The sequence below is a fragment of the Desulfobotulus alkaliphilus genome (genome assembly GCF_007830435.1).
Classification (GTDB): domain Bacteria; phylum Desulfobacterota; class Desulfobacteria; order Desulfobacterales; family ASO4-4; genus Desulfobotulus; species Desulfobotulus alkaliphilus.
In genome coordinates, this window is record NZ_VLLC01000001.1 from 31413 (window position 1) to 52924 (window position 21512).

The 21512-nt window shown below is 50.2% G+C and carries 18 protein-coding genes; 6 read left to right on the plus strand and 12 right to left on the minus strand.

Going from position 1 to position 21512, the window contains the following annotated elements; all coding sequences use genetic code 11:
- The first annotated feature begins 457 nt into the window (after positions 1 to 457).
- The 3 genes from LZ24_RS00145 (at position 458) to LZ24_RS00155 (ending at position 3789) form a co-directional block, all read left to right on the plus strand.
- The gene (locus tag LZ24_RS00145) at positions 458 to 1351 is read left to right on the plus strand and encodes an alpha/beta fold hydrolase (RefSeq protein ID WP_144681085.1); all 894 of its coding nucleotides are present in this window, start codon (positions 458 to 460) and stop codon (positions 1349 to 1351) included.
- 74 nt (positions 1352 to 1425) lie between these two features.
- A complete protein-coding gene (locus LZ24_RS00150) occupies positions 1426 to 2085 on the plus strand; it encodes a hypothetical protein (RefSeq protein ID WP_144681088.1) in 660 nt (219 codons plus the stop codon).
- Positions 2086 to 2130: 45 nt separating this feature from the next.
- Positions 2131 to 3789, plus strand: a complete 1659-nt coding sequence (locus LZ24_RS00155; protein ID WP_144681089.1) for a fatty acid CoA ligase family protein — start codon at positions 2131 to 2133, stop codon at positions 3787 to 3789.
- Positions 3790 to 3867: 78 nt separating this feature from the next.
- On the opposite strand, the gene folE2 is transcribed toward LZ24_RS00155, so the two are convergent.
- The 10 genes from folE2 to LZ24_RS00205 all read right to left on the minus strand — a co-directional run bounded on the left by folE2 (position 3868) and on the right by LZ24_RS00205 (position 14077).
- Complete coding sequence (gene folE2, locus LZ24_RS00160) at positions 3868 to 4650, minus strand: GTP cyclohydrolase FolE2 (protein ID WP_144681091.1); 783 nt, start codon at positions 4648 to 4650, stop codon at positions 3868 to 3870.
- A complete protein-coding gene (locus tag LZ24_RS00165; protein ID WP_246118482.1) occupies positions 4647 to 5438 on the minus strand; it encodes a tRNA lysidine(34) synthetase in 792 nt (263 codons plus the stop codon). The genes folE2 and LZ24_RS00165 overlap by 4 nt, the downstream gene beginning before the upstream one ends.
- Before the next feature lie 2 nt (positions 5439 to 5440).
- Positions 5441 to 5656, minus strand: a complete 216-nt coding sequence (gene rpoZ, locus LZ24_RS00170; RefSeq protein WP_144681093.1) for a DNA-directed RNA polymerase subunit omega — start codon at positions 5654 to 5656, stop codon at positions 5441 to 5443.
- A gap of 25 nt (positions 5657 to 5681) precedes the next feature.
- Positions 5682 to 6149, minus strand: a complete 468-nt coding sequence (gene greA / locus LZ24_RS00175; RefSeq protein ID WP_144681095.1) for a transcription elongation factor GreA — start codon at positions 6147 to 6149, stop codon at positions 5682 to 5684.
- 172 nt (positions 6150 to 6321) lie between these two features.
- Positions 6322 to 7344, minus strand: a complete 1023-nt coding sequence (locus tag LZ24_RS00180; RefSeq protein ID WP_144681097.1) for an aspartate-semialdehyde dehydrogenase — start codon at positions 7342 to 7344, stop codon at positions 6322 to 6324.
- A 266-nt stretch (positions 7345 to 7610) separates the two neighbouring features.
- A complete protein-coding gene (gene pssA, locus LZ24_RS00185; protein ID WP_144681099.1) occupies positions 7611 to 8375 on the minus strand; it encodes a CDP-diacylglycerol--serine O-phosphatidyltransferase in 765 nt (254 codons plus the stop codon).
- On the minus strand, positions 8372 to 9043 hold the full coding sequence (locus LZ24_RS00190; RefSeq protein ID WP_144681101.1) for a phosphatidylserine decarboxylase family protein: 672 nt from the start codon (positions 9041 to 9043) through the stop codon (positions 8372 to 8374). The genes pssA and LZ24_RS00190 overlap by 4 nt, the downstream gene beginning before the upstream one ends.
- Before the next feature lie 292 nt (positions 9044 to 9335).
- Positions 9336 to 9980 carry a class I SAM-dependent methyltransferase gene (locus LZ24_RS00195; RefSeq protein WP_246118483.1) on the minus strand — a complete coding sequence of 215 codons (645 nt, stop codon included), beginning with the start codon at positions 9978 to 9980 and terminating at the stop codon, positions 9336 to 9338.
- Between the two features lie 178 nt (positions 9981 to 10158).
- Positions 10159 to 12414: a DNA translocase FtsK gene (locus LZ24_RS00200; RefSeq protein ID WP_144681103.1), complete on the minus strand. Its 2256-nt coding sequence runs from the start codon at positions 12412 to 12414 to the stop codon at positions 10159 to 10161.
- A 13-nt stretch (positions 12415 to 12427) separates the two neighbouring features.
- Positions 12428 to 14077 carry a ribonuclease J gene (locus tag LZ24_RS00205; RefSeq protein WP_144681105.1) on the minus strand — a complete coding sequence of 550 codons (1650 nt, stop codon included), beginning with the start codon at positions 14075 to 14077 and terminating at the stop codon, positions 12428 to 12430.
- A 179-nt stretch (positions 14078 to 14256) separates the two neighbouring features.
- Here LZ24_RS00205 and LZ24_RS17460 point away from each other — a divergent pair, with 179 nt between their 5' ends.
- Complete coding sequence (locus tag LZ24_RS17460; RefSeq protein ID WP_222427478.1) at positions 14257 to 14508, plus strand: hypothetical protein; 252 nt, start codon at positions 14257 to 14259, stop codon at positions 14506 to 14508.
- Positions 14509 to 14785: 277 nt separating this feature from the next.
- Here the strand turns inward: LZ24_RS17460 and LZ24_RS00210 are convergent, their stop codons facing one another.
- Both LZ24_RS00210 and LZ24_RS00215 read right to left on the minus strand, forming a co-directional pair.
- Complete coding sequence (locus LZ24_RS00210; protein ID WP_144681107.1) at positions 14786 to 15118, minus strand: hypothetical protein; 333 nt, start codon at positions 15116 to 15118, stop codon at positions 14786 to 14788.
- Positions 15119 to 15896: 778 nt separating this feature from the next.
- The gene (locus tag LZ24_RS00215; RefSeq protein ID WP_144681109.1) at positions 15897 to 17255 is read right to left on the minus strand and encodes a KamA family radical SAM protein; all 1359 of its coding nucleotides are present in this window, start codon (positions 17253 to 17255) and stop codon (positions 15897 to 15899) included.
- A 501-nt stretch (positions 17256 to 17756) separates the two neighbouring features.
- Here LZ24_RS00215 and LZ24_RS00220 point away from each other — a divergent pair.
- The gene (locus LZ24_RS00220) at positions 17757 to 19883 is read left to right on the plus strand and encodes a Tex family protein (protein ID WP_144681111.1); all 2127 of its coding nucleotides are present in this window, start codon (positions 17757 to 17759) and stop codon (positions 19881 to 19883) included.
- A gap of 86 nt (positions 19884 to 19969) precedes the next feature.
- A complete protein-coding gene (locus LZ24_RS00225) occupies positions 19970 to 21295 on the plus strand; it encodes an FAD-dependent oxidoreductase (RefSeq protein WP_144681113.1) in 1326 nt (441 codons plus the stop codon).
- Positions 21296 to 21512: the final 217 nt, after the last annotated feature.

Sequence of the window (21512 nt, forward strand, 5' to 3'; positions counted from 1 at the left end):
TGTTCCCCGACAGAACGACGCAACAGTGCGCAGAGTTGCTTCTGAGAAAAACTACGTGCTGCTTTATTATTCCATCCTTTAGGCTTTCATTGCTCTTTATTAAGATAGCTCATGCATAAAATATCTTTCACACCTACCTTCTGATTCCCGTCGAAATCCAACCCGTTTTCCAAACGCATCTCCTCTGAGTATAAAAAATGCAAAAATATGCCACAGATCTTTTTTTAACATAGTGTGGTAAGAACTGCCTTGAAAGATATTATTATTGGCTGTACTTTCTCCTTTGAACAGTGGCTTTTTGATTCCAGGCCATTATTCTTTATGTGTCGGCTTCTTTATCTGCCTATTAATTTTCATTCCATGAAAAAACAACTGAATCCATGACCAGTCAGCCATAAACCAATTAAAATACATCCGAAACAGCTCTCCGATGGGACGGATACTTATAAGGATCTCAATGCCCCGGCCAAACGAAAAACTACCTTTTCCTTTCCCCTTTCAGTCAAAATATATTCAAATCAACAACCATGCCATGCATTATATTGATGAGGGTAAAGGCTCCCTTGTCCTCTGTATCCACGGCAACCCCACCTGGAGCTTTTACTTCAGAAATGTCATAAATTCCCTGTCACCGAATTTTCGTGTGCTGGCTCCGGATCACATGGGCATGGGCCTTTCCGCAAAACCCCAAGCTGACCCATACCCCCACACCCTCATGCAGCGGGTTATGGACATGGAAGCCTTCCTTGATGCCGTGGCACCGAAAGAGCCCTTTCATCTGATCGTCCATGACTGGGGTGGAATGATCGGCACCCTTCTGGCCCTGCGCCAGCCGGAACGGATTTTAAGTGTTGTCATTACCAACACCGCAGGCTTTTTAAAGCCAGCCCATAAAAAACTGCCCCTGCGTATCCGCCTTGCAAGGGATATTCTTCCGGTGGCCGCTCCTGCCATTTTAGGACTCAATCTTTTCTCCAGAGGCGCTCTTTTCTTCTGTGCAAAGAAAAGGCTTTCCCCGGCCATCCGCAAAGGGTATCTTTTTCCCTATGGCAGCCCTGCAAAAAGAAAGGCCCAGCTTGCATTTGTCAGGGATATTCCCCTTGGCCCGGATGATCCGGCCTATGATGCCGTGAACTGGGCGGAAAACAATCTTCACAGACTTAAGGATATCCCGAAATGTATTCTGTGGGGAGAAAAGGATTTTGTTTTTGATACGGATTACAGAGACCTCTGGAAAAAGCATTTTCCCGATACCCCCTGCCACAGTTTCCCCGAAGCGGGCCATTACCTTTTTGAAGACGAAACAAAAGCCTGCATGGAAATCATTCAGCGTTTTCTCAAATCCGGATAAGACTCCATGGCAGGCATGCTTTACTGGCAAGCCGCCGCTACTCATAAGCTGTTAAACATAAAGAGGTGTCCTCCTTGGAAAAAAAACAGGCCGAAAGAAAAACATCCCCTAAAAAAAAAGGAAAAAAAAGCGAGCCTGAACCACCGCCGCCGCCACCTCCACCCAAAAAATCCCGGAAAAAAATTTTTCTGATGGTATTTATGGCAGGCGTCCTTGCCATTGGCGGTGCCTTTGCCCTTCTCTACCTGCTTGGCGGCGAAAAGGAAGAAAAACCGGCTGTGTACCCTGCCCTTGCACTTCCCCATATCCCCATGGACGATGAGCTTCTGGCCTTCACCTGGCAGCATATTCCCCAGAGCTACGAAGCCCTGACTGGACTGAATGCTGAAATCTCTGTCATCACAGAAGAAATGGAACGCATTGAATCCATTGCCGCCCGCTTTCCAGAACAAAGGCGCATCACCCAGACGGAAATCCGGGAATGGGAAAGCCTGAAGAGGGAGCTTGAAACAGGACTGTCAAGGTCTGCGACTGCCCTTCAGGCCCTGCATGTGACCTTGCTCGTCAATCCTGAAAGGGGAAAAACCGCCATAGCCTCGGAAGCCGGAGCCATCACATCCGGCCTTCAGGCCATGCATGAAGGATCGCGGGAAAAAACCCTGCGCCTGAATCCGGACCCCCTCCGGCGGCCCCCCTCATTCTTTGAAAAAATCACCCAATGGCTGCCCTGGTAAACTACCTGAGGCCTTTTTTCACCAACCTTTTCCCAAGGTGCCACCATGGAAAATGCCAATATCGCCTGTCTTCTCACAAAAAATGCAGCAAAAAGCCCGAACAGACGGGCCGTTGTCATGCCCGCAGGCAAAGATGCCATGGGACGCTTAAAAACCACCCAGCTTTCCTTTGCCCAGCTTGATGCCTCCAGCACAAAGGTTGCTGCGGGTTTTTCTGCCATGGGCATGTCTCCGGGCACACGGACGGTACTCATGGTTCCACCGGGGATGGATTTTTTCATCCTCACCTTTGCCCTGTTCAAGGCCGGTCTCATTCCCGTGGTGGTGGACCCCGGCATGGGAGTCAAACGCATGGCAGACTGCCTGGCCTCCACCCGTGCCGAAGCTCTGGTGGGCATACCCAAGGCCCATCTGTTCCGTAAGCTCTTTCCCAGGGCCTTTGCCCATGTCCGGCATACGGTCAGCACCCGTCCCCTGCCCCTTTTACGCACAAAAACCTTAAAAGAGCTGCTTTCAAGCGATGCCACGGGTTTTGAAACCCTTTCCTGTGAACCTGAAACCACCGCAGCCATTCTCTTTACCACGGGCAGTACGGGTCCGGCCAAGGGTGTCATTTATACACATGCCAATTTCCATGCCCAGATTCAGGCCATCCAGAATCATTTTGACATCAAAGAAGACGACAGGGATCTTCCCACCTTCCCCCTTTTTGCCCTCTTTGATCCGGCCTTAGGCATGACAGCCTTTATTCCGGAAATGGACCCCACAAAACCGGGCAAGGCAGACCCCCGCCCCATCCTTGAAGCCATTGACCAGCATGCCATCACCACCATGTTCTGCTCACCGGCCCTTCTGGACCGCCTTGGCCGCTATGGCAGCCGGGAAGGTATCCGCCTGCCGGGCCTCAGGCGGGTGGTATCCGCAGGGGCTCCGGTACGGCCGGATATTCTCCAGTCCTTTGTGCCGGTAATCGGCAACCCAAAGCGCATCCATACTCCCTACGGGGCCACGGAAGCCGTCCCCCTCATGAGCCTGACTGCGGGTGAAATCCTCTCGGAAACCCGTTCCTTTACGGATCAGGGCATGGGCATCTGTGTGGGACGCCCCCTGAAAGGCGTGGACATATCCATCATCCGTATCACGGATGCCCCCATCGCAAGCATGGAAGACGCCGAAGAGCTGCCCGAAGGAGAAATAGGAGAAATCATCGCAAAGGGCCCCATGGTGACATCTGCCTATTATGAAAACCCAGAAGCAGACAGGTTGTCAAAAATAAAGGATCAAAAAGGCTTCTGGCACCGCATGGGGGATCTTGCATGGAAGGACAATTCAGGCAGGTTCTGGTTCTGTGGCCGCAAATCCCACAGGGTATGCACGGAAGAAGGGGAACTCTACACCCTGCCCTGTGAGGCCATTTTCAATACCCACAAAAAAATACGACGCAGTGCCCTGGTGGGCATCGGCCCGGAAAAATCGCAGACACCTGTTATTATCATTGAACCCACGGATAAAATCAGCAGGGAAGAGAAATCAGAGCTTCAAAGCGAACTGCTGCAGCTTGCAGGTGCCTTTGACCACACATCGGGCATCCGCCACCTTCTCTTCCACAGGGATTTTCCCGTGGATATCCGCCACAACGCCAAAATCCACAGGGAATCTCTGGCTGCATGGGCTGAAAAAAAACTGACAGGAAAGACGATGTGAATCTGACAAGGCATCTTTAAAGTGTTTCGAGCAGCTTTCTGATCCCGACCATTCCGATATTCCGTTTCAGGCGGGCCATCAGGCCAGCAAAGACTCACTGGATATCTGGGCAAAGGCGCTGTGATTGTGAATGGACTCATAGTTTTCCGCACTCACGGAAAACCATGTGATGTTGGCATCTTCTTTCAGAGACAAAGCCACATCCCTTACAATATCCTCCACAAACTTGGGATTCCTGAAGGCCTGTTCCGTAACCGCCTTTTCATCCACCCGCTTTAAAACCGAAAAAACATCGCTGGAAGCGCATTTTTCAATGCGCTGAATCAGGGCCTCTATCCAGAAAAATTTACGGAAACGAACGGACACCGTCACCATCCCCCTCTGGGTATGGGCTCCGATCTCGCTGATCTCAAGGGAACAGGGGCAGACGGACATGACGGGAACCCGTACCGTGGAAAGCAGATCCGTTCTGCCTTCCGGAGAAATGGAGCCTGAAATGGTACAGGTATAATCCATAAGCCCCGGTTCTGCACTGACGGGTGCTTTTTTTTCCACAAAATAGGGAAAAGTCACATCAATGTGTGCCCTTTCCGCTTCCAGCAGGGTGCGCATCTCCTGAAGTATGGTTGAAAACGACCTTAAGGAAACCTCCTGTCTGAAAAGGTGCAGCATTTCCACAAACCGGCTCATGTGGGTTCCCTTGGCATCATGGGGAAGATCCACATACATGGAAATATCTGCGACGGTCTGCTGACGGCCCTGCTCCCGGTCCAGAACCGTGATGGGGTACCTCAGATTTTTTATACCCACCTTGTCTATGGGCAGATTGCGCTCATCGCGCTGGCTTTGCACATCTTTCATTCCCGGTCCTCGCCCGTGTCTGAATCATTGTCTGCTTCCCTCACGGGCGGATAAAGCATATATTCCAGCCGAACATTTCCCATTGATCTGAAAATATTGCTTTTTATTTTCCTGTCCTGACGATAGAGGGTCTGAAGAAAGTCCTTTATTTCCCTTCGCCTCGTCTGTCCCGCAGAGGGACACGGATTGCTGAAAACGGGGAAATATTCCGGAAAACTCCGGGTCAACTTTATAATATGCTGCTCATCCACAAGGCTTAAGGGCCGGATGATATGAAAGGTATCCTTGAAAAGACCCTGACGGGGCACCATGGTACCTATTTTTCCTGCATAGCACATATTTATGAAAAGCGTTTCTATAATATCATCTTTGGTATGCCCCAGAGCCAGGGTTTTGCAATCCAGCTCCCTGGATATGGAAAAAAGACGCTTACGCCGCAGCAGGGCACAGAGAAAACAGGGACTTTTTTTCCGGTTTTCAGGGCCATGGGCCATGGGGCCATGGTCTGTCTTTTCCACGGTCAGATGCAGCCCCAGCTCTCCGCACCAGCGGGACAGCTCGTCACTGAATCCTCCGTCAAAACCGGGATCCACATAGATGGGATGCAGGGTGTAGGGAATGGCTGAAATACGCTGGCGATCCTTAAGAATCCGAAGCAGTGTCAGGCTGTCCTTGCCGCCGGAAAGACCTACGGCAATCCGCTCTCCGGATTCAAACATCTGATACCGGAAAGCAGCCTTGCCCGTGGACTTAAAAATTTTATTGTAGTTTTTATTCTTTTCAAGCAAGCTTATTTATCACCTTTTTTACTGCCCGTGTCCTTAACCGTAACCACACGGCCGGCAGCAATTTCACGCAGAGCCATCACCACATCTTCATTCTTTGCCCGCTGCACAAGATACTCGGAACCTTCCCGGAGCTGGCGCACCCTTTTGGCAGCCATATGAACAAGCTGAAAACGATTGGGCACCTTACTCAGACAATCCTCAACGGTAACACGTGCCATAACACGCCCCCCTTATCATGGTAAATTATAAAATATCAACCAGCTCATAGCAGCGTTTGCCTCCCGGAGCATCAACCACAACCTCATCACCGGGAACCTTGCCAAGGATGGCCCGCCCCAGAGGAGAGGAAACGGAGATTTTCCCCTTGCTGATGTCCGATTCATCCGGCCCCACCAGCTGATAGGTCACCTCATCACCGGAATCCACATTCTCAAGCAGAATGCGGCACCCGAACACCACCTTGTCTCTGGCAACCCTGGATGTATCAATCACATCGGCATTGGCCAGTTTGTAGGAAAGCTCGGAAATCCTTCCCTCCAGAAAAGACTGCCGTTCCTTTGCGGCATCATATTCGGCATTTTCAGAAAGGTCACCATGGGCACGGGCCACCTCAATGGCCTCAATGTTTTTTGGCCTTTCCACGCTTTTCAGCTGTTCAAGCTCCTTCTTCAGGTGCTCATAACCTTCCTTGGTGATGGGAATGCGTTCCAATGAAAAAACTCCTGTTTTCTTTGTTTCATTACATAAGTAAAAGAAGATGAAGCTTCCAACCATAAAGATAAGAAGCCTCATCTTCCTGTATATTTTCCAACAAGCCTTGAAAAAGGCCATTATCCATTGTCAAAAACCACCCGGATGAACGGGCCATGCAGCCGGGCCGGTATTACAGATATTTTTCCGCAAGTATTTCTGCGATCTGAATGGTATTGGTGGCTGCCCCCTTACGGATATTATCCGCCACTATCCAGAGATTCAATCCATTCTCTATGGACTCATCCCTCCGGATACGGCCAACCAGTGTGTCATCCTGCCCCTGAGCATCAATGGCCATAGGATAAACATTGGCCGAAGGCTCATCCACCAGCCTTACTCCGGGCGCAGATGCCAGCATAGCCCGGATATCCTGAATGTCAAAGGGTGTTTTTGTTTCAACATTCACGGCTTCTGAATGGCCGTAAAATACGGGAACACGTACGGTTGTAGCCGTAACGCCAATGGTGGAATCCTCAAGGATTTTCCTTGTTTCATTCACCATTTTCATCTCTTCCTTGGTATAACCATTTTCAAGGAAAACATCAATATGGGGCAGGCAGTTAAAGGCAATACGATGGGGGTAAACACTGACGGCAGCAGACGCATCATGGATCATGGCCCTTGTCTGCCCGGACAATTCATCAATGGCTTTTTTTCCTGAACCGGACACCGCCTGATAGGTGGAAACGACAATGCGGCGCAGGCCGTATTTACGGTATATGGGATTTAAGGCCACCAGCATCTGTATGGTGGAACAATTGGGATTGGCAATAATCCCTTTTTTAACGTATCCGGCTACGGCATGGGGGTTGGCTTCGGGAACCACCAGAGGCACATCCGCATCCATGCGCCAGGCGCTGGAGTTATCCACCACCACACATCCGGCAGCTGCGGCTTTGGGGGCAAACTCAAGGCTGGGCCCACCGCCTGCGGAAAAAAGGGCAATATCCACCCCCTTAAAAGCATCTCCCGTCAACTCCTCCACGGCAATATCTTCCCCCTTAAATTTCAGGGTTCGCCCCACAGAACGACTTGAAGCCAGAAGCTTCAGGCTTTTAACGGGAAAATTTCGTGATTCAAGCCCCCGGATCATTTCATTTCCAACGGCACCGGTTGCACCGGCGACGGCAACGGTAAACAGTTTTCGGGACATGTGTTTTAAAACTCCTTTAAACCAATTGAATAGCAACCCACGCCGTGTTACGGCGTTTTGTCATCAAGCAACTTGTGAATTTACTCAAGAAGGCTGCAAGTATAAAAACATGCATTTTTTTAATCTGTCGGCAAGCTCTCACGCCACCGCAGGGATCTCAGCCAGCATTTCCTGCACAAGGGAACAGATAAAAATAAAGATCCATTCCCAATGCCTTCCGTATTGAAGAATGGATCCAGCAAATATCTGTTGTGTATGCTCCCTTATCAGGCGTCCAGCTTTTCTTCCTCCATGGGCGTTTCCAGAACCTCGCCTTTATTTTTTCTGAACATACCCAGAGGCCCGGATACCACGTAAACAAGGGAAATCAGGAAAAGGGCTGCGGGAGGCTCTGCTGCAATAAAGACAAAAATCAGAATACAGGCCACCAGCATATGGAAGTTGAAACGTCGGAACAGGCTGTGTTTTTTAAAGCTGCTGTACCGCACATTGCTCACCATCAGGAAAGAAAGCGCATAGAGCATAACCATGGGAATCACCGGCCACTGTTCCAGACTGACCATGGTACGTTCACACAGAAGCAGGGTGGTGGCTGCCATGGCAGCCGCACCGGGAATGGGCAGTCCTGTAAAATCACTGCCCGGTGCCGAATCCGCAGCGGCATTGAAACGTGCCAGACGCAGGGCACCACATACGGTAAAGAGAAAGGCCGCCAGCCAGCCCAGTCGCCCCATGGGCTGCAGGGCCCACATATAAATGAGAAGCCCCGGTGCCAGACCAAAGGAAATCAGGTCAGCCAGAGAATCATACTCCACGCCAAATCTGCTGGTGGTATTGGTAGCCCTTGCCACTTTTCCATCAAGGACATCAAAGACAATGGCCACAAAAATGGAAATGGCTGCTGTCTCAAACTGGGCATTTATGGCCGAAATAATCGCATAAAACCCACAGAAAAGATTCATGGAGGTCAAAAGATTGGGAAGTACATAGACTCCCCTGCGGGGCCGGGACATGCCTTTTGCTTTTTTCATTTCATGCTCCCCAGTGTTGTTGTACCAGCCTGCGTCTTTTCACCCACCTTCACGGCACATTCAAAATCCGCAGGCAGATAAAGATCCAGACGGGAACCAAAACAGATGACACCGAAACGCACCCCCCTTGACACACTGTCTCCTTCCCGGACACGGCAGATGATTCTGCGGGCCACAAGACCTGCAACCTGTACCGTCCAGAACTTTACAGAAGAAGGTGTTTCTATCAGAAGGGCATTGCGTTCATTGTCCTTTGACGCCTTGTCCAGGCTGGCATTCAGAAAACGGCCCGGCTGGTAACGGACTTCCCGCACCACGCCATCAAAGGGAATACGGTTGACGTGCACATTGAAGACCGACATGAAAATACTGATCTGAAATGCCGGGCCTTCCCCATAGGGATGGGCTTCCACCCTTTTTGCAACAATCACTTTACCATCTGCAGGGGACACAAGGGCAGAAGGATCTGAAGGAATCACCCTGTCCGGATCCCGAAAAAACCAGAAACAGAAAAGACTGAAGCACAGCCCTAAGCCAGCCAGCCAGCTCCATCCGAGAATGGCAGCAATGGCTGTTACAAAAACCGAAATAAAAATAAAGGGGTAGCCTGCCCTTGCAATGGGAAAACCGCTTTCTGAAGGAAGATCAGGTCTTGAAAAATCATTCATAATGTCTGTTTACAATCCATTTTCAGGGACAAATCCTGAAAAGAATTCCATACCCAGTGAAGGATACGTCTTTCCATTCCAGATATTTTCAGGAAACGTCATGTTTAAGGAAGAGTTCAAAATTTGAGATCAAAAAGCCGACGGGATTCTTTCTCATTAGACTGTTACCCATAACAAAAAACCACTCAGGTGTCAATAATGAGTATATTCAAGCTGAATATGCGGGCATGGCAACCCGTGGTTCCCCATGAAAAGGGAAAGCCCCATCCCCGCATACGGACAACCCGGGTTCTCAGGATGGCAGATCCCGGGGCAGCTCCCCCGGATGATACCGCCTCAGTACGCCTAAGGTTTTTGTACGGGGCAACTCTTCAAAAAGCCCTGATTTTTTTGCTGTTTCATACACATACCAGGGTGCCTGCCCCCCATCTTCCGGCTTTTCAAAAATATCATGAACCACAAGAAAGCCACCGGGCTGCACATGGGAAAACCAGCTCACATAATCCGTATACGCCGCTGCAAAGGTATGGCCTCCGTCAATAAAAACAAGGGACAGGGGTGTGGTCCAGAAACGCGCTATATGGGCCGAGCCCCCCACCAGCGGCACGACGGTATCCTCAAGCCCTGCATCCGAAAGGGCTGTGCGGAAGAAAAAAAGCGTATCCATCTTCCCCGTTCTCGGGTCTACGAGATCCGGATCATGGTAAAACTCCCCCGGCTGCTGTTCCTCATTACCCCTGTGGTGATCAATGGAGTAAAGGATGCCATTTCTGGCCCTGCAGGCAGGCCCCATGTACAGGGCAGACTTTCCGCAGTAACTGCCAATTTCAAGGCAGGCCCCTCTGCTGCTGGCATCAAGGGCCAGTTGAAACAGACGTTCCCCTTCTTCGGGATCCATAAAGCCCTTGGTTTTTTCAATCAGTTCTCCGTTATACACAAATTCCCCCTTCAATTGTTACCCGTCAAGGCCCTGCAAAAGGCCACTGAATATCTTTGCACATATTAACCAAAAAACTTCCGGACAAGGCAAATAGCCAGGGTGCCTTGCAACGGTATAAAGCTGCTGGAATTACAGCTTTGGAATTTCTAAATAAATTGTGCTGAGCAATTACAAATCAGGCAACATTCCCCGTATCCGGCACAAGAACCTCCCTTGGCCTTGCACCGTCCGCAGGACCGATGACGCCCTCCTGCTCCATGGTCTCGATGATCCTTGCGGCCCGGTTGTATCCTATGCGCAGGTGACGCTGCACCATGGAAATGGAAGCCTGCCGGTTCCGTGCCACCAGCGCAACCGCCTCATCATAGCGGGGATCAAAATCCCCTGCATCACCGCTGGCATCCTCCCCACTGTCCGCACATGCTTCTGTCACTTCCGCCACATAATCCGGAGCCCCCTGCTCCTTGAGAAAGGAGATCACCCGCATCAGGGCATCCTCGCCGATATAGGCACCGTGTATCCGCTGCAGCCGTGCCGTTCCGGGCGGAACAAAAAGCATATCCCCGTTCCCCAGAAGAGCCTCCGCACCCGAAGAATCAAGAATGGTTCTGGAATCAATGCGGGAAGAAACCTGAAAGGCCATGCGTGTGGGAAAGTTTGCCTTGATCACACCCGTCAGCACATCCACCGAAGGACGCTGGGTGGCCAGAATAATATGAATGCCCGCAGCTCTGGCCATCTGGGCAAGGCGGGCAAGGGCCACTTCCACATCCTTGGAAGCCACCATCATCAGGTCCGCAAGCTCATCAATAATAACAACAATATAGGGAAGCTTTTCAGGAAGATCTGCCCCCTCGTCCCCGTCTTCACCGGGGTTCTTTTCCTGAAAAAGAACACATTTTTCATTGTACTGGGTGATATTGCGGCATTTTAAACCCGCCAGAAGCTCATAACGTCTTTCCATTTCCTTAACGGCCCAGAAAAGGGCGGCAGTGGCCTTTTTCATATCAGTTACCACGGGCGTGATCAGGTGGGGGATACCATCATATACGGAAAGTTCAATGCGCTTGGGGTCAATCATGATCAGTTTGACCTCTTCAGGGGAAGCCTTGAATAAAAGACTTGTGATCATGACGTTCAGTCCCACACTCTTGCCTGCACCCGTGGCACCTGCGATGAGCAGATGGGGCATGCGGTCCATTTCAACGGCCACAGGAAGGCCGATAATATCCTTTCCGAGGCAGACCGTGAGGGAAGATTTGCTTTTCCGGAAGGATTCCGAAGCCACAATTTCCCGGAAATGGACCATTTCCCGGACGGCATTGGGGACTTCTATGCCAATGGCCGCCTTGCCGGGAATGGGAGCAATGATACGGATGCTTAAAGCCTTGAGGGCAAGGGCAAGGTCGTCTGCCAGGTTGGTGACCTTGCTTATTTTTACTCCGGGTGCAGGCTGGTATTCAAAGGTTGTGATGACAGGCCCCGGTGTTACGGTCACAACCCTTCCGTTCACACCAAAGTCCGCCAGTTTTTTTTCCAGAATATCAGACTGATCCCGCAGAAAACCTTCATCCACAGCCTGAATATTTTCCGGAACTTTTTCCAGAAGATCCAGCGATGGAAGCTGAAACCCGCCTTCGGGCCTTGTAACGGGGAGCTCTTCCTGTACGGGACAGGGTCGGCTTTTAAGTCTGACCGGCATGCGTGAGGCAATCTGGGGGGTACTTTTGTTTACGGATTCTGGTTTTTCATCCTGAAAGGCTGTTTCCACCAAGGCTTCAGGCGCCTGATACGCCAGTTGTTTTTTATCTTTTTTCCCGGAAGGCCTGATCTTATGCAAAAAGAAAAAAAGAAAACGCATACCTGAAAAAAAGGCCTGAATCCCCTTCCACAAAACGGACACAATGGCAGAGAGCAGTCTTTTCCAAAAATGAACAAAAACCTGCAGCACCCTGCCTACGGAAAGACCCGTTGCCATCATAAAACCGGAAACAAGCAGAAAGGAGAGTACCAGAAGGGCTCCCTGAACCTTGACATAGTGTTCCAGAAAATCCCTGAAAAGTCCTGCCACGAGGCTCGTAAGGTCAAAGCGGCCATCAATAACACCTCCCCCCGATACGATGGCACCCGTGGCCAGCACAAGAAGCATTCCTCCCATGGCCCGGACACCCGGAGCAAAAGGATGTGCCTTTTTTTTCAATACCCGCCAGGTACTTTCACCCATGAGAACGGGCAGCCAGAAGGCACCGATCCCGAAGCAGCCAATAAGAAAACCCGCGATCCAGGCCCCCACAATACCAAAACGGTTATGTACGGAAGCATCCCCCACGGAACGCAGAATGGAGGGATCATCGGGATGATAGCTGATGAGGCTCCCAAAAAGCAGAACTGCCATAAAAATAAGAAAAAGTGCCGTAAACTCCCGCCGCATGGGGCAAATCCCCCTACACTTCAAAAATCTGGGCAAGAATAATGGGCCGTCTCCGGATGGTGAAATAAAAATACTGCCTCAGGGCCTTCTGCAGCCTTGCCCTGATAATCTCCACCCGATTGGATACCTCAGGCCCCACATCCTCCACAATTTCAAGGATCACGCACTGTGCATCATCCAGTACATGGCCGGTTTCCGTCCAGAAAACAAAGCCCCTTGAAATCAGCTCCGGACCATAAAGCACAACCCCTGTCTCCTGATCAATCACCATGGTAACAACGGCAATGCCGTCTTCGGAAAGGATCCGACGTTCCCTCAGAACGCTGCGGCCCACATCCCCGATACCCTTGCCATCAATGAGAACCCTGCCCGACTGGACCACATTCCCCATGCGGGCTCCCCCCTCATCAAAAAGAACGGTCTGCCCGTTTTCCGCCAGCAGCACCCGTTCTTTCGGGATACCCGTTTCTACAGCCAGACGGGCATGGTGGACAAGGTGGCGGTATTCCCCATGGATGGGAATGAAATATCTTGGCTTTGTCAGGCTCATCATGAGCTTGAGTTCTTCCTGAAAGGCATGGCCGGACACATGGACATCGGCCATTTTATTGTAAATTACATTGGCACCGCGCCGGTACAGACTGTTAATAATGGCAGTAATGGCTTTTTCATTGCCCGGAATGGACTTTGAAGAAAGAATCACCGTATCCCCTTCACGGATACGTATCTGCTTATGATTGCCTTCCGCCATACGGGAAAGGGCACTCATGGGTTCTCCCTGACTGCCCGTTGTAATCATGATGACCTTTTCATCACAGGCCTGCCCCATCTCAACAAGGCCCATCTCCATGCCTTCGGGAAAAGAAAGATAACCCAGCTCCCGGGCCACCCGCACACTGAGCTCCATGCTGCGACCGTTGATCACCACGCGGGCATTCTTTTTCCGGGCAATATCCACAATCTGCTGAATTCTTGCCACATTGGAGGCAAACAGGGCGACAATCACACGGCCCGGCGCATCATTGATCAGCTGCTCCAGGGTCTGTCCCACGGATTCATCTGAGATGGTATACCCTTTGCTCTCAACATTGGTAGAATCCGACAGCAGTGCCAACACCCCTTCTTTTCCGCAGAGGGCAAAGGCATTTACATCCGTAATCATGCCATCAATGGAGTTATGATTGATGCGGAAATCCCCCGTATGAACCACAAGCCCCAGCGGTGTTCGGATTGCCAGCCCTACCCCATCCACGGTACTGTGACTGACGCGGATAAAACGAATGGAGAAAACACCGATATCCAGCGTATCTCCGGGACGGACGGTCCTCAGGTCCGCTTCGATGGGATAGTCAAAATCACTGAGCTTGTGCTGAATCATTCCGATACTGAAGGCCGTGCCATAGACCGGTACGGAAATCTCCCGCAAAAGATAGGGCAGGGCCCCGATATGATCCTCATGGGAATGGGTGATCACAACGGCTTTTACCCTGTGGGCATTTCCCTTAAGATACTCCATATCCGGGATGACAATATCTACCCCCAGCATGTAATCTTCCGGAAACATCAGGCCCGCATCCACCACAAACACATCGTCTCCGTACTCAAAGACCATCATGTTCAGGCCAATTTCTCCAAGTCCACCCAGAGGTATTATTTTAAGCATAGAAGCACATCTCCAGATTTGTTAGGGGTTCCAACCCCGGTGTCTGTGATCTGTTGAAAAAATCCGGAACTCGACTTCAGGAAACCGGTTACTGGCAGACTAACCGGAAGGAAGACTCTGCATGCCGGACAGGCCCGGCCCTCTTCCAGAGCAAGAGGGGGGACAAAGGGGATTTCTATTTGCAGGAAATCACCTTAAGGGTGATACATCAATGGCAGAAAATAAAAAATATCCATTTGAAAACAGGTAATTATTCAGCAGCTTCGTACTGTTGCAAGGCTCCGTGGCTATTTGCAAGTGACATTGCAATCGTTTCGGATCAGAGCTTTGTCCGGCACTCAAGCCATAAATCCAAAGCCAATAATTTAGAACAATACAACTTTATTGAGCTTGAGTGCCGGAGTGCTAATAAGAAGCGGCAAACTGTCTGAGCCGCCACAAAGGCAGCGTACCAAAGCCTGCCATGGTAATCAAAAAACTTATCCTGCCTGTGGCGGGGAGTTTTTGCCGCTTCCGCACAGGCCAAGAAGCTCCCGAATCCGGCACTCAAGATCCATAGGCATTTTTGTTCCCGTAAAGGGGCTTGAGTTTTTCAGCTTGAGTGCCGGATTGCGTCACGGGCAAATAGCCTGGAGCCTGTGCATCTGTCTTGCAGCTATGGTACTTGGAAAACTGTGCTGAACAGTTACGAAAACAGATAAAAAAGCATCAGGCTGTCACACAGGCATCCTCCAGAAGAGCATCCACCATATCCATAATCCATCGCCGCTGCTCGCCGCTGGCATATCCCATACAGGAACAGTGCATGGCCTTTCTTGTACGCACCAGAAACTCACAGGTAAGGCGGGTTTCTTCCAGATCCAGAGCAACGACATGGGGGCTGCAGGCAGCATGTTCCGACTGAATTGGCGTAGACAGTGCTTCGGGCAGCTCTGCCCAGTAAACCCCTCCCACAAGGGGAATGCCAAAGCGGGTATCCAGTGCTTTTTTCAGTCTGCGGTAGTCCTCGGGCTGCAGGGTGTCAACAACATATTGTCTCATAGAACAGATATCCGGATATATGAAATTACTGGCTTTTGGAATGAAAAGAAAAAACCTTCAGGAAGAGGTTCTCCGGGATGCAGTCACTGGCAGTGTTCCATATGCGACCCGACAGCGGACAGATCACAGCTTAACAAGGATTGATTATCACGCTTTTATTTTGCAGGCAAGCTTTGTGGGAAAACCAATCTTTCACCGACATCGGTCATCTCAGTTTTTATGATTGAACGCATCAAATGGTCTTTGTCGTTATGGGTTTCAATTTTCTAAATAGAAGTTACCCAGTTAATGTTTTTATCGTTTCCATTTAGGGTTTAAAAACAGGGAAAAACAAAAAAACCTAACAATTTAAATACCGACACAGAAACAAGAAACGTAACTGCTCAGTACCATTTTCCAGATACCATAACTGTAAGACAGATGCACAGGCTCCAGGCTATTTGCCCGTGACGCAATCCGGCACTCAAGCTCAATAAAGTTGTATTGTTCTAAATTATTGGCTTTGGATTTATGGCTTGAGTGCCGGACAAAGCTCTGATCCGAAACGATTGCAATGTCACCTGCAAATAGCCACGGAGCCTTGCAACAGTACGAAGCTGCTGCAACTACAGCATTGGCAGTTCAGAATAAATTGTACTGAATAATTACAAAGAAACAAAAAAAGGAGGTCATAAGCCTCCCTTTTTTACCATACATAAATAGACCCCCTGCTTCTTTCGTTGCAGGAGCTTTTTGTTGAATTCAGACAAGACCCACCCGGATATCAGATAACCGGGATTCAGGCAGCAGCAAAACCCTCCCGCCTTCTTCTTATGTTCTCCTGAATCCGTATATATTCTGCCTCATAGAAAAACTGCTGTTTTCCAAAGGCCGGTTTCAGATCATCAATCCAGTGGGCCTTGGGATTATGGGCCGCAAAGAAAATCCGGTTCACCCAGTCCGGATTGCGGGCCTGTATGAATTTTAAAAGAATAACCTGCTCTCCGCCCACTTCTGCCACACCATCCATGAGGATTTTCCCCGGACCCGCCGACATGGAAGGCCCCCGGACCGTACGGCAGAGGCCTGACACATTCCGGTAAGCTTCCGTGAAAATCCTGTGGGCCTCCACAAGGGGCACATTGAAGTATCCCCTCGGCCCGGTATCCCGTTCCATGAACATATAATAGGGTACGGCCCCCAGAGCCACCTGACGTTTCCACATGGCAGACCATACACCGGGGTCATCGTTGACATGGCGGATCAGGGGTGCCTGACACCGGATCTGGGCACCGGTGGAACGGATTCTGGCCATGGCTTTTTCCACCGCAGGCGTGGAAAGCTCTCTGTCATGGCTGAAATGGGCCATCACGGAAAGGTGATATCCCGCTTCCGTAATTTCCTCAAAAAGCCGGATAATGTCATCGGCGTCCTTATCTTCGGTGAAACGGTAGGGCCAGTAGGCAAGACTCTTGGTTCCAAATCGTATGCTGTGGAGATTGCCGGGCTTTTTTTCCAGAAGCGGAGAGAGGTATTTTCTCAAAAGCTTTGCATGCATGACAAGGGGATCTCCCCCGGTAAACAGCACATCCGTTACCTCAGGGTGTTCAGTGATATAACGGGGAAGCAGGGTTTCATCGCTGCAGGCAAAACGAAAAGCCGTATCCAGCCCCACAAACTGGGGCCAGCGGAAGCAATAGGTGCAGTAGCTGTGGCAGGTCTGTCCCTGGGTTGGAAAAAAAAGAACGGTTTCATCATATTTATGCTGCATTCCCGTCAGCACTTCACTGCCCAGAAAGGGCACATTCAGATCCATCTGACCGGCGGGATGGGGGTTCATGCCCCGATGAATCCTGCGGACGATATCCGAGGCTGCCCTTTCATTGCCTGCACGGACAAAGGTTCTCAGGCGGCAGAAATCCACCCTTGGAATCATTTCAGGCTGGGGAAAGGTCAGTTGAAAAACAGGATCTTCCGGTACACGATCCCAGTCAATGAGTTCATCAACCACATAATTGCTTACCCGAAAGGGCAGAACCCGAAAGGTAAGCTTCATATCTTCAATGCGTTTTGGGGAAATTTTATCGAGCTGGGGAAGGGTGTGAAAATTGTCCGGTGTATATGGACGATAGCGTGGTCTGGTGCTGGATGTTTTCATAGACCATCCTCCTTTCCGATTCATGAAAACGGGGACGAGCCGCTTCCCCCTGTTTTCCCGAAAGAACCGGAAAATATGAAATTGCAGCCCGCCACCTCAAAGATACAGACCAAAAAAAAGAAGAATTTTCAGACATAGGGAGATTCCGTACCGGTTGATGATTCATGCTGGCAGCCAAACCTTTGAGCCCATCCTTTTTTTTGATCCTGCTCATTTATTCAATTAAAAAATTTAAGCTTTATTTGAAGCTGTGTCAAGCCAGTCTTACCAAAAGTCGAAATCTACCCATTAAAATATTTTTTTCTCAAAAATCCTTCATTTTTCTTTGTTTTTCATAATTTTTCATTCCTAAAAAAATATCTTTCTTTCATCGGGCACATTCCATATGAAAAAAAAACTCCCTGCCTGCAGGCCTGACTCCGGCGCTTGCAATCCCTTCGGGTATAGCGTAAATTCCCGCCGTACATGGAAAGCCATACGGACCTATTTTCCGGGGAAAAAATGAAAACCATTCAGGAAAACATTGCAAACAGCCTTGCCATTGGTAAACATCAGGTTTTTGCCATAGAAGAACTGCTTGCCGAAGGGGCAACCATCCCCTTTATGGCCCGCTACAGAAAAGAAAAAACCGGGGGGCTGGACGAAGTACAGATCAGCCGGATCTGTGAAGCCCTGGAAAGCCATAAAAAGCTTGAAGCCCGCAGGGCAAGTATTCTGAATTCCCTTCAGGAACAAAATATTGAAGATGAAAAACTCCTTCATGCCATACAGCAGGCAGAAACCATGGCAGGCCTTGAGGATCTGTACCTGCCCTTCCGGCCCAAACGGCGAACCCGTGCAGCCATGGCAAGGGAAAGGGGGCTGGAACCCCTTGCCCTTGCCATCTGGTCTCAGCCGGACAGACTGAATCCTGTGGAAGAAGCTGCCCGTTATACAGGCAAAGATGTTGCGGACGCTGAAGCCGCCCTTGCAGGGGCAAGGGATATCCTTGCGGAAATGATCAGTGAAAACGCCGCCATCCGTGCAAAACTCAGGACACTTTTTACCCGGAAAGCCATCATAAAGAGCACCCTCATCAAAGGAAAAGAAAAGGAAGGCATCACCTTCAGGGATTACTTTGATCATGAAGAAATGGCGGCACGGGCCGGGGGCCACCGGATCCTTGCCATGTTCCGGGGCGAACGCGAAGGTTTCCTGCGCCTCACCCTCAGGCCCGACGGCGAAGAAGCCATGGCCCGCATCCTTAGCGAAACCATCCGCAGAAACAATAAAGCCAGTGATGAAGTGAAAAAGGCCGCCGAAGATGCATGGAAACGCCTCCTCTGCCCAAGCCTTGAAACGGAACTGAGGCAAAGCCTGAAGGAAAAATCCGATACAGAAGCCATAGATGTCTTTGCCACCAATCTGGAGGCCCTGCTCATGGCTCCGCCCTTAGGTTCCAGACCTGTTCTGGCCGTAGATCCCGGATTCCGGACCGGCTGCAAGGTGACTGTGCTGGATGCAAACGGAAACCTTGTGAAAGACACCCTCATCCACCCCCACGACAGGGAAACCGAGGCCGGAAATATCATTAAGGGGCTGCTGAATACCTTCAAGGTTTCTGCCATTGCCATTGGCAACGGTACCGCAGGCCGTGAGACGGAAAAATTTTTCCGGGAACTTGGTCTTTCCATTCCCGTCATCATGGTCAACGAGGCAGGGGCTTCCATATATTCGGCTTCGGAAATCGCAAGGGAGGAGTTCCCGGATAAGGATCTTACGGTCAGGGGCAGTGTATCCATCGGCCGCAGGCTCATGGATCCCCTTTCCGAGCTGGTTAAAATTGATGCCAAAGCCATTGGTGTTGGACAGTACCAGCATGATGTGGACCAGAACCTTCTGCGCCAGCGCCTCGACGCCGTGGTCTCTTCCTGCGTGAACCGTGTGGGCGTAAGCCTGAACACGGCCAGTGCTTCCCTGCTTTCCTATGTGGCAGGCCTCGGCCCGAAGCTGGCCAGGGCCGTGGTGCAGTACAGGGCGGAAAACGGGCCCTTTCCAGACAGAAAATCCCTTTTGAAGGTTCCGCGCTTAGGCTTAAAAACCTTTGAGCAGGCTGCGGGTTTTCTGCGGGTTCCCGAAAGCAGCAATCCCCTGGATGCCAGTGCGGTGCATCCGGAGCGCTATGGCCTTGTTGTACGGATGGCAGAGGATCTCGGGGCGGATCTCGGTGATCTGATGCGCTCTGGGGAGCTGCGGTCAAAAATCAATGCACACCGCTATATCTCAGAAGATGTGGGACTTTTCACCCTTCAGGATATTCTGGCAGAACTGGAAAAACCGGGGCGGGATCCAAGGCAGGGTTTTTCTGTTTTTTCCTTTGCCGACGTCCATTCCATGGAAGATCTGCAAAAGGACATGAAGCTTCCGGGGATTGTTACCAATGTCACAAACTTCGGCTGTTTTGTGGATGTGGGAGTGCATCAGGACGGCCTTGTGCACATCAGCCAGCTGGCTGACCGCTTTGTTAAAGATCCCCACGAAGTGGTAAGGGTCGGGCAGAAGGTGTCGGTGCGGGTCATGGATGTGGACATCCCAAGAAAAAGAATTTCCCTTTCCATGAAGACTGAATCCAGCTGTCAGGACAGGTGAAAAAATGTGCTGAATAATTACAAAAAAACAATGAACATTGACAATCTCAGGGCCATTTTGGGAATAACAGACAAAAGGAAGAAAACATGACAACAGGATTATATGATGTTCTGATCATCGGAGGAGGTATATCCGGCAGCTCACTGCTCTATGAGCTGGCAAGGTATACGGATCTGAAAAACATTGCACTGGTGGAAAAATACGGAGACCTTTCCCAGGTTAACTCCGCAGCCAGTAACAACTCCCAGACACTGCACTGCGGAGACATTGAGACCAATTATTCCCTTGAAAAAGCCATCAGGGTCAACCAAGCGGCCCAGATGCTGATCCATTATGCCAAGGCCCAGAAAAACATTAAAAAGCTGATGGCAAAGTATCCCAAAATGGTACTGGGCGTGGGGCCTCAGGAATGTGCCCTTCTCAGAAAAAGATTTGAAATTTTCAGCCCCCATTTTCCGGATATGCGCCTCTGGGAAGCCGATGACATCGCCCGCATTGAACCAGCCCTTGTAAAGGACAGAAAAGAAGAGATCGTTGCCATTGGCGTTGAAAACCAGTACACGGCCGTGGATTACTATGCCATGGCCCACTCCTTTGTGGAGAATGCCAGAAAAGAAAAGGAAAAAAATGTGGATGTCCGCCTCAATGAGGAGGTCATATCCATTCAGAAAAAAGATAATATCTTCCGGATCGAAACCAGCCGGGGGATTCTTAAGGCAAAGTTTGTTGTGGTTTCTGCGGGGGGCCATTCCCTTCTTTTTGCCCAGAGCATGGGGTATGGACACGAATTCAGCTGCCTGCCCGTTGGAGGCTCCTACTACTTCATCCCTGAGTATCTCAAGGGAAAAGTGTATACGGTTCAAAATGACCGCCTTCCCTTTGCCGCCATCCACGGAGATCCTGATTTTACGGCAAAGGGCATGACCCGCATCGGACCCACGGCCCTGCTCCTTCCCATGCTGGAACGTTACAACCCCAAAACGGTCTTTGACTTTTTTAAGGTTTTAAAGCTGGATCTTGCCGTCATCCGGGTCATGCTGAGCCTTTACAGTGTAAAGGATATCCGCAACTACATCTTGAAAAACTTCTTGTTTGAAATTCCCTATATCAACAGACGCCTCTTCCTCAAGGATGTGAAAAAAATCATCCCATCGGTAAAACTTGAGGACCTGACCTTTGCAAAGGGATTCGGCGGCCTCAGGCCCCAGCTCATCGACAAAAAAAACAGGGAGTTGCTGCTGGGAGAAGCAAAAATTGATACGGGAGAGGGCATCACCTTCAACATGACGCCCTCCCCCGGAGGCACGGTCTGTCTTGACAATGCCCTTAAGGATCTGAAAATCATCGTGGATTATCTTGGATGCTCTTTTGATGAAAAGCGTTTCAACGGGGAACTTCTGGAACAGGAATAATTTATTTTAAGGATAAAAACATACAGACTGCACCCTGGGGATGGGGTGCAGCCTGTACATTGGGAGGAAGTTGGGAGTAGGATGGTGGTGTATCAAATCATGAAATTCTAAGGAGTACAGAAGATATCAAAATAAACACCGTTCATCTTGGGTTTATTTATTTCACAACCGAACGGCCGTGTCAAGCATAAATATGCTGCCAGACTGAATGCAGTGA